The organism is Streptomyces chrestomyceticus JCM 4735 (assembly GCF_003865135.1).
Taxonomy (GTDB): domain Bacteria; phylum Actinomycetota; class Actinomycetes; order Streptomycetales; family Streptomycetaceae; genus Streptomyces; species Streptomyces chrestomyceticus.
In genome coordinates this window covers 9009298-9023133 of the sequence record NZ_BHZC01000001.1, presented here as the reverse complement: position 1 = coordinate 9023133, position 13836 = coordinate 9009298, and the positions used below count along the sequence as shown (strand labels likewise).

At 73.3% G+C, this 13836-nt stretch carries 12 protein-coding genes and 1 pseudogene; 6 read left to right on the top strand and 7 right to left on the bottom strand.

The features are described from left to right. The first annotated feature begins 57 nt into the window (after positions 1 to 57). A complete protein-coding gene (locus tag EJG53_RS39010) occupies positions 58 to 1245 on the top strand; it encodes a GDSL-type esterase/lipase family protein (RefSeq protein ID WP_125048843.1) in 1188 nt (395 codons plus the stop codon). A gap of 9 nt (positions 1246 to 1254) precedes the next feature. Here the strand turns inward: EJG53_RS39010 and EJG53_RS39005 are convergent, their stop codons facing one another. From EJG53_RS39005 to EJG53_RS38990, 4 genes are all read right to left on the bottom strand, one after another. After that, positions 1255 to 2406, bottom strand: coding sequence for an FAD-dependent oxidoreductase (locus EJG53_RS39005; RefSeq protein WP_125048842.1), 1152 nt, complete (start codon positions 2404 to 2406; stop codon positions 1255 to 1257). Between the two features lie 53 nt (positions 2407 to 2459). Then, positions 2460 to 3173, bottom strand: coding sequence for a TetR/AcrR family transcriptional regulator (locus EJG53_RS39000; RefSeq protein ID WP_244955526.1), 714 nt, complete (start codon positions 3171 to 3173; stop codon positions 2460 to 2462). 116 nt (positions 3174 to 3289) lie between these two features. Next, complete coding sequence (locus EJG53_RS38995) at positions 3290 to 4066, bottom strand: alpha/beta fold hydrolase (protein ID WP_125048841.1); 777 nt, start codon at positions 4064 to 4066, stop codon at positions 3290 to 3292. Between the two features lie 90 nt (positions 4067 to 4156). Then, positions 4157 to 4630 (bottom strand): MarR family winged helix-turn-helix transcriptional regulator, encoded by a 474-nt coding sequence (locus tag EJG53_RS38990; protein ID WP_125048840.1) that lies wholly within the window; start codon positions 4628 to 4630, stop codon positions 4157 to 4159. A 69-nt stretch (positions 4631 to 4699) separates the two neighbouring features. Here EJG53_RS38990 and EJG53_RS38985 point away from each other — a divergent pair, with 69 nt between their 5' ends. Together EJG53_RS38985 and EJG53_RS38980 are read left to right on the top strand one after the other, a co-directional pair. After that, positions 4700 to 5521, top strand: coding sequence for an APH(3'') family aminoglycoside O-phosphotransferase (locus tag EJG53_RS38985; RefSeq protein WP_359131214.1), 822 nt, complete (start codon positions 4700 to 4702; stop codon positions 5519 to 5521). A gap of 121 nt (positions 5522 to 5642) precedes the next feature. Next, positions 5643 to 6827 (top strand): LPXTG cell wall anchor domain-containing protein, encoded by a 1185-nt coding sequence (locus EJG53_RS38980; protein WP_125048838.1) that lies wholly within the window; start codon positions 5643 to 5645, stop codon positions 6825 to 6827. Positions 6828 to 6937: 110 nt separating this feature from the next. Here EJG53_RS38980 and EJG53_RS38975 read toward each other — a convergent pair whose 3' ends face one another. The 3 genes from EJG53_RS38975 to EJG53_RS38965 all read right to left on the bottom strand — a co-directional run bounded on the left by EJG53_RS38975 (position 6938) and on the right by EJG53_RS38965 (position 9774). Next, positions 6938 to 7741 carry an ATP-grasp domain-containing protein gene (locus tag EJG53_RS38975; RefSeq protein WP_125048837.1) on the bottom strand — a complete coding sequence of 268 codons (804 nt, stop codon included), beginning with the start codon at positions 7739 to 7741 and terminating at the stop codon, positions 6938 to 6940. Beyond that, positions 7738 to 8604, bottom strand: coding sequence for an ATP-grasp domain-containing protein (locus tag EJG53_RS38970; protein ID WP_125048836.1), 867 nt, complete (start codon positions 8602 to 8604; stop codon positions 7738 to 7740). Before EJG53_RS38970 ends, EJG53_RS38975 begins: the two co-directional genes overlap by 4 nt. 192 nt (positions 8605 to 8796) lie before the next feature. Further along, on the bottom strand, positions 8797 to 9774 hold the full coding sequence (locus EJG53_RS38965) for an MBL fold metallo-hydrolase (RefSeq protein WP_244955731.1): 978 nt from the start codon (positions 9772 to 9774) through the stop codon (positions 8797 to 8799). A gap of 188 nt (positions 9775 to 9962) precedes the next feature. On the opposite strand from EJG53_RS38965, the gene EJG53_RS38960 reads away from it, so the two are divergent. The 3 genes and pseudogenes from EJG53_RS38960 to EJG53_RS38950 all read left to right on the top strand — a co-directional run bounded on the left by EJG53_RS38960 (position 9963) and on the right by EJG53_RS38950 (position 13790). Further along, a complete protein-coding gene (locus tag EJG53_RS38960) occupies positions 9963 to 10838 on the top strand; it encodes a LysR family transcriptional regulator (RefSeq protein ID WP_125048835.1) in 876 nt (291 codons plus the stop codon). Positions 10839 to 11028: 190 nt separating this feature from the next. Then, positions 11029 to 11733: pseudogene (locus tag EJG53_RS44065) on the top strand (AfsR/SARP family transcriptional regulator); the annotation flags it as partial. A gap of 167 nt (positions 11734 to 11900) precedes the next feature. Further along, the gene (locus tag EJG53_RS38950) at positions 11901 to 13790 is read left to right on the top strand and encodes a tetratricopeptide repeat protein (RefSeq protein WP_125048834.1); all 1890 of its coding nucleotides are present in this window, start codon (positions 11901 to 11903) and stop codon (positions 13788 to 13790) included. Positions 13791 to 13836 lie beyond the last annotated feature (46 nt).

The window sequence follows — 13836 nt, the reverse complement described above, 5'->3', positions numbered from 1 at the left end:
CGGACCACCCGCACCCCCCTCGCACCACCCGAACACTTCGATCAACAGGTTGAGGCCATGCACGACAACAACTGGACCACCACCCCCATCACCGACGACCTCCTCCGCGGCGCCCTCGACGTGGAGCGCACCGAGGAGGGCGTGCTGCCGCACCGGCTGCCCGCCTGGGCCCGCGCCCAGAACACCGACGGACAACTGGCCATGGCCGAGTCCCAACCCTCCGGCGTACGGCTGGCCTTCCGCACCCGGGCGACCGCCCTCGAACTGGACACCCGGCCCACCAAGCGGGTCTACACGGGCGTCCCGCCCCGTCCGGACGGCGTGTACGAGCTGCTCGTCGACGGCCGTCCGGCCGGGCGGACGAGTGTCACGGGCGGCAACACGCTGACCATCGACATGTCCGCCGGAACCGCCGAACACCGGCCCGGTCCGGCCGGCACCCTGCGCTTCGACGGCCTGTCCGGCGAGCTCAAGGACGTCGAGATCTGGCTGCCGCACAACGAGACGACCGAACTCCTCGCCCTGCGCACCGACGCTCCCGTCGAGCCCGCGCCGGACCGGGGCCGCGCGGTGTGGCTGCACCACGGCAGTTCGATCAGCCACGGTTCCGACGCCGCCGGCCCGACCACGATCTGGCCCGCGCTGGCCGCCTCCCTGGGCGGCGTGGACCTCGTCAACCTGGGGCTGGCCGGCAGCGCGCTGCTCGACCCGTTCACCGCCCGGACGATGCGGGACACGCCCGCCGACCTGATCAGCGTCAAGATCGGCATCAATGTGGTCAACGCCGACCTGATGCGGCTGCGCGCCTTCGGGCCCGCCGTCCACGGGTTCCTCGACACCATCCGCGAGGGCCACCCCACCACCCCGCTGCTGGTCGTCTCCCCCATCCTGTGCCCGATCCACGAGGACACCCCGGGGCCCAGCGCCCCGGACTTCTCCGAGATCAGCACCGGGCAGCTCCGCTTCCGGGCCGCGGGCGACCCGGCGGAACGCGCGGCCGGGAAGCTGACCCTGAACGTCATCCGGGAGGAACTGGCCCGGATCGTGGCGCAGCGGGCGGCCGAGGACCCGCATCTGCACCACCTCGACGGCCGCGAGCTGTACGGCGAGGCGGACTTCGCCGAGCTGCCGCTGCCCGACGGCCTGCACCCGGACGCCGCCGCCCACCGCCGGATCGGCGAACGTTTCGCCAAGCTCGCCTTCGCCGACGGCGGCGCCTTCGCGAACCGGAACGGCGGCGCCTGACGCCCGGACCTACTGCCCGTGGGCGGCGAACATGTCGAGCAGCCGCTCCAGGCCCCGGTCGCCGAACATCAGGTCCAGGCTCCCGGCGGAATCCACGGCCGATGCCTCGCCGCGGGGGAACAGGGCCGCCTCGTACGCGGCGAGGGCGGCCTCGGTGTCGCCGGGGTGGGCGGCGACCGCCCGGCCGAGTTCGGCACCGTCGAACATGGCCAGGTTGGCGCCCTCACCGGCGAACGGGGACATGAGGTGGGCGGCGTCCCCGAGCAGGGTGACACCGGGGACGCGGTCCCAGCGGTGGCCGACGGGCAGGGCGTGGATGTGCCGCGGGACGAGCGCGCCGTCGGCGTCGGCGATCAGCGCCCGCAGGCTGTCGGCCCAGCCCTCGAAGGGGGCGAGCACGGCCTTCTTGGCGGTGTCGGTGTCGGTGTCGGTGAAGTCGATGCTGTCGAGCCAGTCCGGGCCGGTCTTGAGCGCCGTATAGATGTGCAGACTGCCGTCGGATTCGCGGTGGGCGAGGATGCCCTTACCGTCCCCGAGGCAGAAGAAGGAGCCGCCGCCGATGAGCGCGGCGCTCTCCGGGTGGCGGGTATCGGCGTCCAGCAGGTCGGATTCGATGAAGGAGATGCCGGTGTAGGCGGGGGTGGCCGGCGAGACCAGCGGCCGGATCCTCGACCAGGCGCCGTCGCCGCCGACGAGCAGGCCGGTGGTGAAGGCGGTGCCGTCCGCGAGGGTCACCTCGTGGCGTCCGCCGCCCAGCGCCCGGGCGCCGGTGACCTTGCTCCCCCAGCGGACGGTGCCCTCGGGCAGGGAGTCCAGCAGCAGGTCGCGCAGTTGTCCGCGGTCCACCTCGGGGCGGGTGCCGTCGCCCGCGTCCCCTTCCTCCAGGCGGACGGTGCCCTGGGGGTCGACGACGCGCGTGGCCTCGCCGCCCGGGTGGACGAGGGTGCGAAAACGATCGTGCAGGCCCGCGGCGCGCAGGGCCTCCTGGCCGCTGTCCTCGTGGATGTCGAGCATGCCGCCCTGGGTACGGGCGTCCCGGCCGGCTTCGAGCTCGTAGATCACCGCCTCGATGCCGTGTACGTGCAGGACGCGGGCGAGCGTCAGGCCGCCGAGGCCCGCTCCGACGATCGCGATGGGGTGATGGGTGGGAGTGCTGGTCATGGCGGTCTCTCCGTTCCGTGGGGGCGCGGCCGGTGCGGCGCGCGCGAGGCGGCTCAGTGCGTGCGGGGAGTGGTCTCCGTGCCGTTGATGACGGCGCGGAAGATCCAGGCAAGCCGCTGTTCGGGGCTGCCGGAGAACAGGTCGTCGCCGAGGGCGGCGATCCTCGGGTGGCCGGCGGAAGTGGCCTGCCGCAGTGCTCGTACGAGCGCCTCGTGCTCGTCCTCGGCGGCGGCGTCACGGTCGCGGGTGGACTGTTCGGCGGCGGTGGCCGTGGCCACCTGGAGCAGGACGTCCACGCCCCAGGCGGCTTGCGCGTCGGGGACCCCGCCCTCGTGCAGCAGGGCGAGGACCGACTCGACCAGGGCCAGGTAGTTCGGCCCGGAAGGGCGGGCCACCAGCGCGGAGTGCGCCAGGCCCGGGTACTGGAAGAGGGTGCGCGTACAGGAGCCGAGGAGGGTCACCAGCCGTTCCCGCCAGTCGCCGGGCGCCCGGACCGGCGAGAGGTCGACCTCGCCGAGGAGATTCTCCAGGATCGCGGCGTGCAGCTCGGCCGTGTTGGCCACGTACACGTACAGCGAGGCGGGGCCGGTGTCGAGCTGCTGGGCCAGGCGGCGCATCGTCACCCGCTGCAGCCCTTCGGACCGCATCAGGGCGACGGCGGTCCCGACGATGCCCTCGTAGGTGAGGGCGGGTTTCGCGGGGCGCTCCCGGCGGCTGCGGGAGGCGGGGGTGGCTGCCGGGGTCTGCTCAGGGGGTTTCGGGGTCACCCGGCCACCGTAACGAACATGTTCGTTACGAACAAGTTCGTTACGCCGCATCACAGCGGAAACGGCGGGATCAGTACGTCACGGTGCGGCCGGCGCACTCCGGCCGCACCGGACGCTCAGAGAGTTTCCAGGAAGCTGCCGACGATCTCGTTGAACTCGTCCGGGCGCTCCATGTTGGGATAGTGGGCCGCCCCGTCGACGGAGACCGCACGGCCGTTCTTGACGGTTCGGACGAGGCGCTCGGCCATGCCGATGTTGTCGGGCGAGTCGATGCCGCCGTTGACGGCGAGCACGGGGACCTCGATACCGGCGGCCCGCTCCCAGGTGTCAGGGACCGGGACGATCGGATTGGCTTCGCCGCTGGTGTGCTTGGCCATGGTGCCGCGCTTCATGTCGCGGAGTTCCTTGACGACCTCGGCGTCGACGTCGTCGAGGTCGCGGTGCGGGCCCACCGCCAAGAGGGTGAACGCCTCCACGCACGCGTCCAGGTCGCCCGACGCCATCGCCGCGTGCCACGCACCCATGGTCCGGACGGTCCAGGGGTCGGAGTAGTACGGCTCGCTGGTGCCCGCGCCGCTGACGACCAGGCCGCCGACCAGCTCCGGATACTCCAGCGCGATGTCGACGGCGGTGGCCGCCCCCATGGAGAGGCCCACCAGGATCACCGGGCCGGTGCCCAGGTGGCGCAGCAGCCCGGCGACGTCGTCGGCAGGCCGGAACGGCCCGGTCGCGTTGGCGGAGCGGCCGTGGCCGCGGGCGTCCGGGGCGATGACGCGGTACTTCGTGGCGAAGGCGGGGATCTGACGGTCCCACATGCGGTGATCGAGGAAGCCGCCGTGCAGAAGGACGAGCGGGCGGCCACTGCCGGTGTCGAGCCAGAACAGGTCATTCATGACAACCAAGGTGTCACAGCCTCGACCTTATGACAACCGGGTTGTCATATTCGCATGCGGGGTGTGCGGCCGGGGAGTTGGGCGGCCGCCTCAGTTCACGTCCACGTCGTCGAGGGAGTGCAGCAGGCGGGAGAGGACCCGGATACAGGCGGCGATCTCGTCCTCCGTGAGGTCGGCGCCCGCCTGACGCAGCGCGGCCCGTTCCCGGTCGATCACGGCGGTGATGGCGGCGCGGCCCTTACCGGTGAGGGCGATGAGCGAGGACTTCTTGTGCGCCGGGTTGGGGTGGAACTCGACCAGTCCGAGTCCCGCCGCGTCATTGGTCATCCGCTGCACGAACTGACGGCTCAGCGCCTGGGCCCGGCCCATCTGCGGCACGGTCATCGGCCCGTCCTCGCGGAGCATGTTGAGGACCGCCCGCACCCCCACCGACAGCCCTTCGAGAGGCGCGTCCTGCTCCACCTTGCGCTGGGCACGCCGGTACAGCGGCCCCACCAGGTTGAAGATCTCCACGAACCGGTCGCCCGGATCCCCGTACGCCCGGGTGCCGTTCTCCTCGCTCACTCCCCCATCATGACACCGTGGTTGCCATGTCGGGAATTGCGGTGCGGCCGGTCGGCTCCGCCGGTTAGGTTGACGGATGTGAGCGATGTGTCCTCCGCATTCCGTACGCTGCTGCCCGCCGACGGTGACGGGTGGGAACCCGTCACGGACGGGGAGTCCGCGGCCAGTGTCTTCCGTTCCGCCGACGGCAAGCGGTACGCCAAGTGCGTCCCCGCCGGCCACACGGCCTCGTTGGAGACGGAACGGGACCGCGCCGACTGGCTCGGCACGCAGGACGTGCCCGGCCCGCGCGTCCTCGACTGGCGCGTGAACCCCGCCGGTGCCGCCCTGGTCACCAGCGCCGTCGAAGGCGTGCCCGCCGACCGGGTACCGGCCGCGGCGCTCCGTACGGCGTGGGGGCCGATCGCCGACGCCGTACGTCACCTGCACGGCCTGTCCGCGTCGCAGTGCCCGTACACGCGCGACCTCACCCTGATGTTCGCGACGGCCCGCGATGTCGTGGCCCGGGGAGCGGTCGACTCGGAATTCCTCCCCGTCGAACAGCAGGGGACGGATCCCGACGAGCTGCTCGCGCGCCTCACTCCGCAGCTCGCGCAGCGGCTGGCGCAGGAGGCCGCGGAGACCGTCGTCTGCCACGGGGACCTGTGCCTGCCCAACATCGTGCTCGATCCGGACACGCTGACCGTGTCGGGCTTCATCGACCTGGGCCGCCTCGGCCGGGCCGATCCGTACGCCGATCTCGCGCTCCTCTTCGCCACCGCCCGGGAGACGTGGGACGACGAGGCACAGGCGGCCGCCGCGGAGGACGCGTTCGCCGTGCGGTACGGGATCACGCTCGACCGCGGCCGGGAGCGCTTCTACCTGCATCTCGATCCTCTCACCTGGGGATGACGGGCGCACCACTGTGATGCACACCCGTAACTGGCGGCACAGCACAACCATTTGCCTCGCCAGGAGTCACCTAGGCGTACGTGCCTGACACCTCAGGTGACATCTCAGGAAGGTCTCGTTGATGAAGTTCCGCCAGACCCTGACGGCTGCCGCGGCCGCGGCCGTGCTCGCACCCGGCGCCGTACTGGCCACGCCCGCCGCCGCGTTCGCGACCGCCACGGAGGCTCCGGACCGGCCGGCCGACACCGCCGCGTCGCAGCAGACAGGAAACCCGGAGGACGGCGGCAAGACCGGACAGCCGGGCGGGGCGACGGAATCGGGCGGGTCGTCCGGGGCCGGGGAGCCGGCCACCGGAACCGAAGGAAACCAGAAGCCCGGTACGGGGAACGGCACTGGCCCCGCAACCGGCACCGAGTCCGGTACGGGGACCGGCACCGGTAAGGACACCACGACCCAGCCCGGCAAGGGAACCGGAACGCAGCCGGGTCAGGACCCGAAGACCGAGCCGGGCACCACGACCGGCGGTTCGAAGTCCGAGGACGACGAGCCGAGCGGGGAATGCGACGTCGAGGCGGGGCGCCTGCAGATGTCCATCGAGGGGTGGCAGGGTGACTTCGTCGCCGGCGCCGGCTGGAGCCGTTCCTCCATCAAGATCTCCAACACCACCGGCAAGACGATGGAGAGGATCAGACTGGAGCCGCTCGCCTACTCCTTCGAAATCGTCGACTACCCGTACTGGGAACTGCAGGGGGAGATCCAGGACCCCCGTACGGGCAGGTGGGTGAGTTTCGACGACGCCAGCAACGACAACGAGTTCGTCGGGCTCTCCGTCGCTCCGCACAGCTCGGTCAGCCTGCCGCTGCGCCTCCACGCCATCCCCACAGCCACACCTGGCCGCGGTTGGGTGATCATGGAAGGAACGTTCTCCAACAAGGACGGTTCCTGCGGCAACTCCAACCACGGGGAGTACTACTTCAACATCCTCCCGGCGCACGACAAGCCCGGGAAGCCGGGTAAGCCGGGTAAGCCCGGGAAGCCGAGCAAGCCGGGCAAGCCCGACGAGAGCGCCCAGCCCGGCACCGGCAGCACGGGCGGCAACACGCCGCAGGTCGGCCTGAAGACGCAGGGCGGCGCCCAGGAGACCGCCGGCACCGGCGAACTGGCCGCCACCGGCTCGTCCTCGGCACTGCCGACGATCGCCCTGGTGGGCGGCGTAGCCATGGCCGTGGGAGCGGGCGCGGTCGTCACCGTACGCCGTCGCAAGGCCGGTGTCGGTTCCGGCGGTGGCACCGGAGCCGCGGTGTAAGTACCGGAGGCCGGGCCCGGCATCGGTCCGGGCCCGGCTCACCGACCCCGCCGGGCGGCCGGCGCCATCGGCCGCCCGGTACCGTCAAGTGCCCCGCCCGGGCAGGCCCGTCAGGCGTCCGCCGCCCGCACGGCCCGGCGCAGCGCCAGTTCCGCCAGGGCCTCCGGGGCGCCGGCCTGTCCCCGGATGCCGGGAAAGGCGTTGATGTCCACGATGAGCGGCGCGCCGTCGCCCGCGTCGATGACGTCCACGCCGTAGACGTCCAGCGCGAAGACTTCGCCGACCCGGCGCGCCAGGTCCGGCCAGCCGGCCGGCAGGGCGCCGAGGGCGAGCGGCCGGTCGGGGCCCCGGTCTCCGGGCGAGAGTTCGGAGCGGCGCAGGGCGGCGAAGAGCCGGCCGTCGACCGCCCAGAGCTTGTGGTCCCACCCGCTGTTCGGGACGAACTTCTGGACCACGACCGGCTCCTGCGGCCGGGTGGCGGCGAGTTCGCGCAGTTGCGTGCCGTCGTCCAGGCGGGCCACCAGGTCCTGCTTACGGCTGTGCCGGCTCTTGACCACGACCGGGCCGGGCAGTCCCGGCCCGTCGGCCAGCTCCGCGAGGGTCGCGAAGGTACGGGTGGGCGCGAACGGAAGACCGGCTCGCCGGGCGTGCTCCGCCATCGCCGTACGGTCCTGGCACAGCGTGGTCGCCGCGGCGGTGTTGACCACGGGGACACCACGCCCCTCCAGGGCGCGGGCGAGGGCGAGGGCCCGTGGCGTACGGGACTTCAACAGGTAGACGTCGGCAGGCCGCTCGGGAGCACCGTCCACCGCGTCCGGGTCCAGCGTCTCCACCCGGTGCTCGGAGGCGAGCAGGGCGGTGGTGGCGGCCAGCACGGGATGGCCTGGATCGCCTGAAACAAGGCCGATTCTCATGCGCTCTCCCCGGCCGTCGCGGGCACGTGCACCGGGGCCGGGACCGGCGCCCGGCCACCACCGGCCAGCCCGAGTACGGCACGCGCCACCCGCGCCACCGCGTCCGGCACCTGCCGGAAGCTGGGGAAGTCGTTCACGTCGACCACCACCGGGCCGTCTGGCCCCAGCAGGACGTCCACGCCGTACAGGTCGAGGCCGTAGACCGCTCCGACCTGCCCGGCGATCGCGGCCACCTCCGCGGGCAGCGGCACGCGGCGCTCGCGTACGCCGAGTTCGGGGTGCAGGGGGGAGCAGCGCTCGGTGGCGTAGAACTCGCCGCCGACGCAGTACACCTTCAGGTCGATGCCGGAGTTGGCGACGTACGGCTGGGCGATGAGCAGTCCCTCCCGCGCCAGTTCGGGGGCCATGGCGGCCAGCCGGTCCGGGGACGCCACCAGGTGCACGGCCCGCCCCGAGCTGCCGTCGGCGGGCTTGACCACCAGCGGGTACTCCGACTCCGGCAGCTCCGCCAGCAGTTCGGGGCGGGCCGCGGCGTAGGTCGGCGGTACGGGGAGCCCTCGGCTGCGGCCGATCGCCGCGGCCAGCGCCTTGTCCCGTACGCGCCGTATCGACCGGGCGTCGTTGACCGTCGTCAGCCCGGCCGAGGCCGCCGCTTCGAGCAGGGTGAGCCCCGGACCGCCGGAGACCGTCTTGAGCACCCAGGCGTCGTGCGATCCCGCCCGTACCGCCTCCGTCATGCGCAGCAAGGAGCCGCCGGGCCGCAGTACGTCCACCTGGTGCCCCCAGGATTGCAACTGACGGATCACCTCGTTCGGCATTCCGTCGCGCCGGTAGTGTTCCTCCACCAGGAAGCAGAGCTTCATCGATCTTCCTTGTAATCCGCCGCGCCGGCCCGGCGCGCGTAGCGAGATCACAGGATGTCATGGCCGGCCGGCGGTGCTCTCCCCGGCGCCGGACCGGTCCGCTTCGCGAGCTTCGTGGTGATGGGTGGCCGTAGGGGCCGCGGTACGACGGCGCCTCCGGCCGACCCTGGCAAGTCGGGGGCCGCGGGGACTTCAGGAGGAAGCCGGGCGGGCGGGTTCAGAGCCCGGCATCGGCGCCTCCCCCGCGCCCCCGGCGGCGTACTCGGAGCACAGGCAGCCCACCCCCTTGCCGATCCACTCCCGTCCGGCCCACTGCGGGTACCGCCGGATCATCAGCTCCGCCACCTCGTCGGCGATCGTCTGCTCGCCGACCTCCGCGTCGCGGCGTGTCCACGTCTCGTGCCGGAGCAGTTCGAGGTAGTCGCCCACGTCGGTGAGCAACTGCGGGCCGCCGACCGGGCCGTGGCCGGGCACCACGATCTGCGGGGCGCGGGCCGCCAGCCGCCGCATGACGGTGAGCCAGCGGGTGCCGGAGACGTCGGTGTCGTGCGGCGGAAACCACGGGAAGATGGCGAACTGTCCCGCTTCCACCAGGTCTCCGGTGAACAGCACGCCCGCATCGGGCACCTCGATCACCTGGTCGCCGCGGCTGTGCGCCCGGCCGGTGGCCCGGAGGCGCACCACCCGGCCGCCCAGGTCGAGGTCGTGGGCGTGGCCGTAGACGTGGTCGGGCCGCGCCGGGACGACGCCTGCGAGCCGGCGCGCGACCGGCTCGCCCAACTGCCGGAACATCTCCAGATAGCCGGGCCCCCGCTCCCGCAGGTCCTCGGCCTGGTCCCGGTTGACCAGATAGGTCGCCGCGTCGGCGAAGACCTGCGCCCCGAAGGCGTGCTCGGGGTGGAAGTGCGTCGTCGTCAGGTACAGCCTGCGTCCCCGCGCGTAGTCGGTCGCGAACTCCCGTACCGCTTCGGCGTTCCGCGGGCCCATCCCGGTGTCGACGACCAGGACCGCGTCCCGGCCGCCGACGACCCCGATGTTCGGTACGAGCGGCACCCCCTGGTCCGGGACGACCAGCACGTCCCGGGCGATCTCCTGGGCGCCCGCGACGCGCACGGCGGGGTCCGGGAGCGCCTGCTCGACCATGTCGGCCACCTCGGGCATCTCGGTCATCTCGGCCACGTCAACTCCTCGACAAGTACGGTATATACGCAAAAATAGGGTGGGTGGAGGCGCAGTACGTCCGTCCGTACGGCTGTACGCCTGCGCGGCTCCGCCACGACGTCGAGTCCACCGCCCGGCCCACCGCGGCGTCCAACACCGATCCCGTCACCCCGATACCGTCCGGGTATCGTGGCTGGATGGAGCTACGCGTGCTGCGCTACTTCGTGGCCGTCGCCGAAGAACTCCACTTCGGCAGGGCCGCGGTACGGCTGCAGATGACCCAGCCGCCGCTGAGCCGGGCGATCCGGCAGTTGGAGGCCGATCTGGGCTGCGTCCTGCTGGACCGCTCCCCCGCCGGAGTCGCCCTGACGCCCGCCGGAGCCGTACTCCTCGACGAAGCCCGGACACTGCTGGAGCGGGCCGACCAGGCACGCGTCAGAGTGGCCGCCGCGGCGGGTACGGCCACCCTCACCGTCGGCACCCTGGCCGACAGCGCCGGGGAAGCCGGTACCCGGCTCGCCGCCGCCTACCGGGCCCGGCACCCCCATGTGGAGGTCCGCATCCGCGAGGCCGATCTGACCGATCCGACCACCGGGCTGCGTGCCGGTCTGGTCGATGTGGCCCTGACCCGCGCGCCGTTCGACACCACCGGCCTCACCACCCACGTCCTGCGGTCGGACGCGGTCGGCGCCGTGCTGCGCGCCGACGACCCGCTCGCCGGGCGCGGCAGTCTGCGGCTCGACGACCTCGCCGGCCGGCCGTGGTTCCGCTTCCCGGACGGCACCGATCCCGTGTGGGCCGCGTTCTGGGGCGGCCGGCACACCGCCCGCCGGAGCGGGCCCGTCGTACGGACCGCCCATGAATGCCTCCAGTCCGTCCTGTGGAGCGGGACGGTGGGACTGATACCGCTGGGCCACCCCCTTCCCGAAGGGCTCACCGCCGTCCCGCTGGCCGACATGCCGCCCAGCCACCTGGTCATCGCCTGGCACGGCACCGACCCCGGACCGCTCGTCCGCTCCTTCGTGCGCATCGCGACGGCGGCGTGGAACCGCGGTGGCGCCGCTGCGGCCTGACGCCCGGACCCGTCTGCGCAGATCCGTCTATCCAGCTACGTCTGCCCAGGTCCGCTGTGCGGGCCCGCCGCCCGGGTCCGCCGCACCCCATGGTCCATTTCCGGCCCCGGTGCCCCTTCTGGTACGCCCTCGACTCTTTGACCTCGTAAGATTCCCGCCGTAACGACTCGGCCAAGGGGAGAAGACGCTGATGGACTTCCGGCTGCTCGGGCCGGTGTCGGCCTTCTCGGGGGACGTGCCGGTGCCGATCGGCCCTCCCAAGCGCCGGGCCGTACTGGCGCTGCTGGTGCTGGCCGAGGGCACGCCGGTGGGCGCCGAGCGCATCATCGAGGCGTTGTGGGACACCCGCCCGCCGACCCACGCGCGGACCATCGTCTACGGCCATGTGTCGGCCCTGCGGGGGCTCCTGCACGCGGACCCCTCGGCCTGTGTCGCCACCGGGAGCGGCGGCTACGCGCTGCAGGCCGCGCCGGAGGCGGTGGACGTGTGGCGCTTCCGTGAACTGGTGCGCCGGGCCACGGCCGGTTCCCCCGGCGAGGAGGCGGCCGCCCTGCTGCGGGAGGCTCTCGGGCTGTGGCGGGGCCGGGTGCTCGGCGGAACCGGTGACACGCGGCTGATGGCCGCGGCGGCCGACCGGCTGGTGGAGGAACGGCTCGCCGCGCTGGAGCACTTCGCCGGTGCCCTGCACGCCTGCGGCCGGGGCCCGGAGGCCCTCGTACCGCTCCGGACGGCCCTCGAACGCCACCCGCTGCGCGAGTCGTTGGTCGCGGTCACCGTCCGCGCCCTGCACGACGCGGACCGCCAGGCCGACGCCATCGACCTCTACCACCGTACGCAGCGCCTGCTCGCCCAGGAGCTGGGCGTCGACCCCGGGGCCGCGCTGTCCGAGGCGTACCTCGCCATCCTGCGCTCCCGGCCGCCCGTCGGCCGGCAGCCGAAGACGGAGCGGGACGCGCCGACGCTGGTGCCGGCACCCGCCCCCGCCCCGTCGACGCCCGACCAGCCCGCCACTCCTGCCACACTCACCGCCCCCGCCCCCACGGACACTCCCCCACCCCCTTCTTGCTTCCCCGCGCCCCGGCCGGCTTCGTGGGCCGTGCCGACGAACTGGCGCGCCTCTCCGAAGCCGCGCGGTCGGGCACCCCGGCCCTGTGCGTGGTCACCGGCCCGGCCGGAGTCGGCAAGACCTCGCTGGCGGTCCACTGGGCGTACACGTATGCCGGTGACTTCCCCGGCGGCATCCTCTACGCCGACCTGCACGCCATGGAGCCGGACGGCACCGGCCCGCAGCCGGCCGGTGTCCTGCACGACTTCCTCCAGGCACTGGGTATCCCGGAGGAACGGCTGCCCGCCGACGCCCGAGGCGCGGAGCAGTTGTACCGCTCGCTGCTCACCGGCCGCCGTGTCCTCGTCCTGCTCGACAACGCGCGCGACTCGGCGCAGGTGCGTCCCCTGCTGCCCGGTACGCCGGGGTCCACCGTGCTGGTCACCAGCCGCAACCGGCTGGAAGGACTGGCCGCCACCGACTGCGCCCGGCTGCTCCCCCTGGAACGGCTGGCGCCACCGGACGGTGTACAGGTCCTGCGCACCGTGATCGGTGAGGCCCGGGTGACCGCCGAGCCGGTCGCCGCGGCGGAACTGGCCGCCCTGTGCGACGGCCTGCCGCTGGCGCTGCGGCTGGCCGCGGCCCGTCTCGCCGCCCGGCCCCGGCTGTCCCTGCGCGCGATGGCGGACGATCTGGTCGACGAGCACCGGCGGCTGTCCCTGCTGTCCAACGAGGATCTCGGGGTCGAGGCGACGCTGCGTCTGAGCGTGCAGCAACTGCCGCCGTCCGGCGCGCTGCTCTTCCGTCAACTGGCCCTGCACGTCGGGTCCGAACTCGACTGCGGTGCCGCGGCGGCGCTCAGCGGCCTGCCGCCCGCCGAGGCCCGCGCCGCCCTGGACGAGCTGGCCGCCGCCCACCTCGTCGAGGAGTGGACCGGTGACCGGTATCTGATGCACGACCTGACCAGGCTGTACGCGCGTTCCGCCGCGGCGCGGGCCGACACGGCGGGGCTGCACCGGCTGCTGGTGCACTACCTGTCCGCCGCCCAGGCCGCGGCGGCCGCGGCCGAGCCCGGCAGCCAGCCCTGCTGCACGTTGCCCCCAGGTGTGACGCCGCCCGCCGCGCCGCCGGTCTTCGCCGACCGTGCCGACGCGATGGCCTGGTACGTCACCGAGCGCGCCAACCTCACCTCGGCGGTGGCCGCCGCGGCCGACGCCGGGCACCCCGAACTGGCCTGGCGGATCGCCGTCCAGTTGTGGCCGCTGGTCGTGCGCCAGGTGCACGACGGCTGGGAACCGGCCCTCGAACGCGCCCTGGCCGCCGCCACCGCGCTGGACGACCCGGACGCCGAGTCCCGGCTGTGCTCGCTGCTCGGCTGGGTCCTCACCGAGAACGGGCAGCACACCGCGGCGCTGGAACACCTGTGCCGCGCCCCGGACCTGGCCGTACGGGCCGGGGACCCGCGCGGCCAGGTGATCGCGCTGATCAACTGGGCCGCCGCGCTGGAGCACGTCGGCGATCTGTCCGGGGCCGGAACCCGGCGGGAGATGGCCGCCCGGATGGCGCACGCCCTCGACCACCCGCACACCGAGTCCCTGTCCCTCTACCACCTGGCGGCCCACTGCCTCACCGTCGGCCGGCCCGACGAGGCGATCAGCCACTGCCGTCAGGCCCTCGCGCTGGCCCCTGAAGAGCAGTCGGACGAGCGCCGGGCGCTGCTCCTCGACACCTGCGGCAAGGCGTTGCAGGCCCTGGGGCGCGACGGCGAGGCCCGGCGCTGCTTCAGCGAGGCCGCGGCCCTCGCCGGACCGCCGCAACCGGTGGAAGGGGCGGCTGCCGGACAGGGCGGCGTCGCCCTGGGCGGCGGGCGCGCCCCCGGCGGGAATCTCCGCGTCGTCGCGGGCTGACCGACCGGTTCAGGCAGGACCAGGGGGCACCCGCCACCTCTCCGCA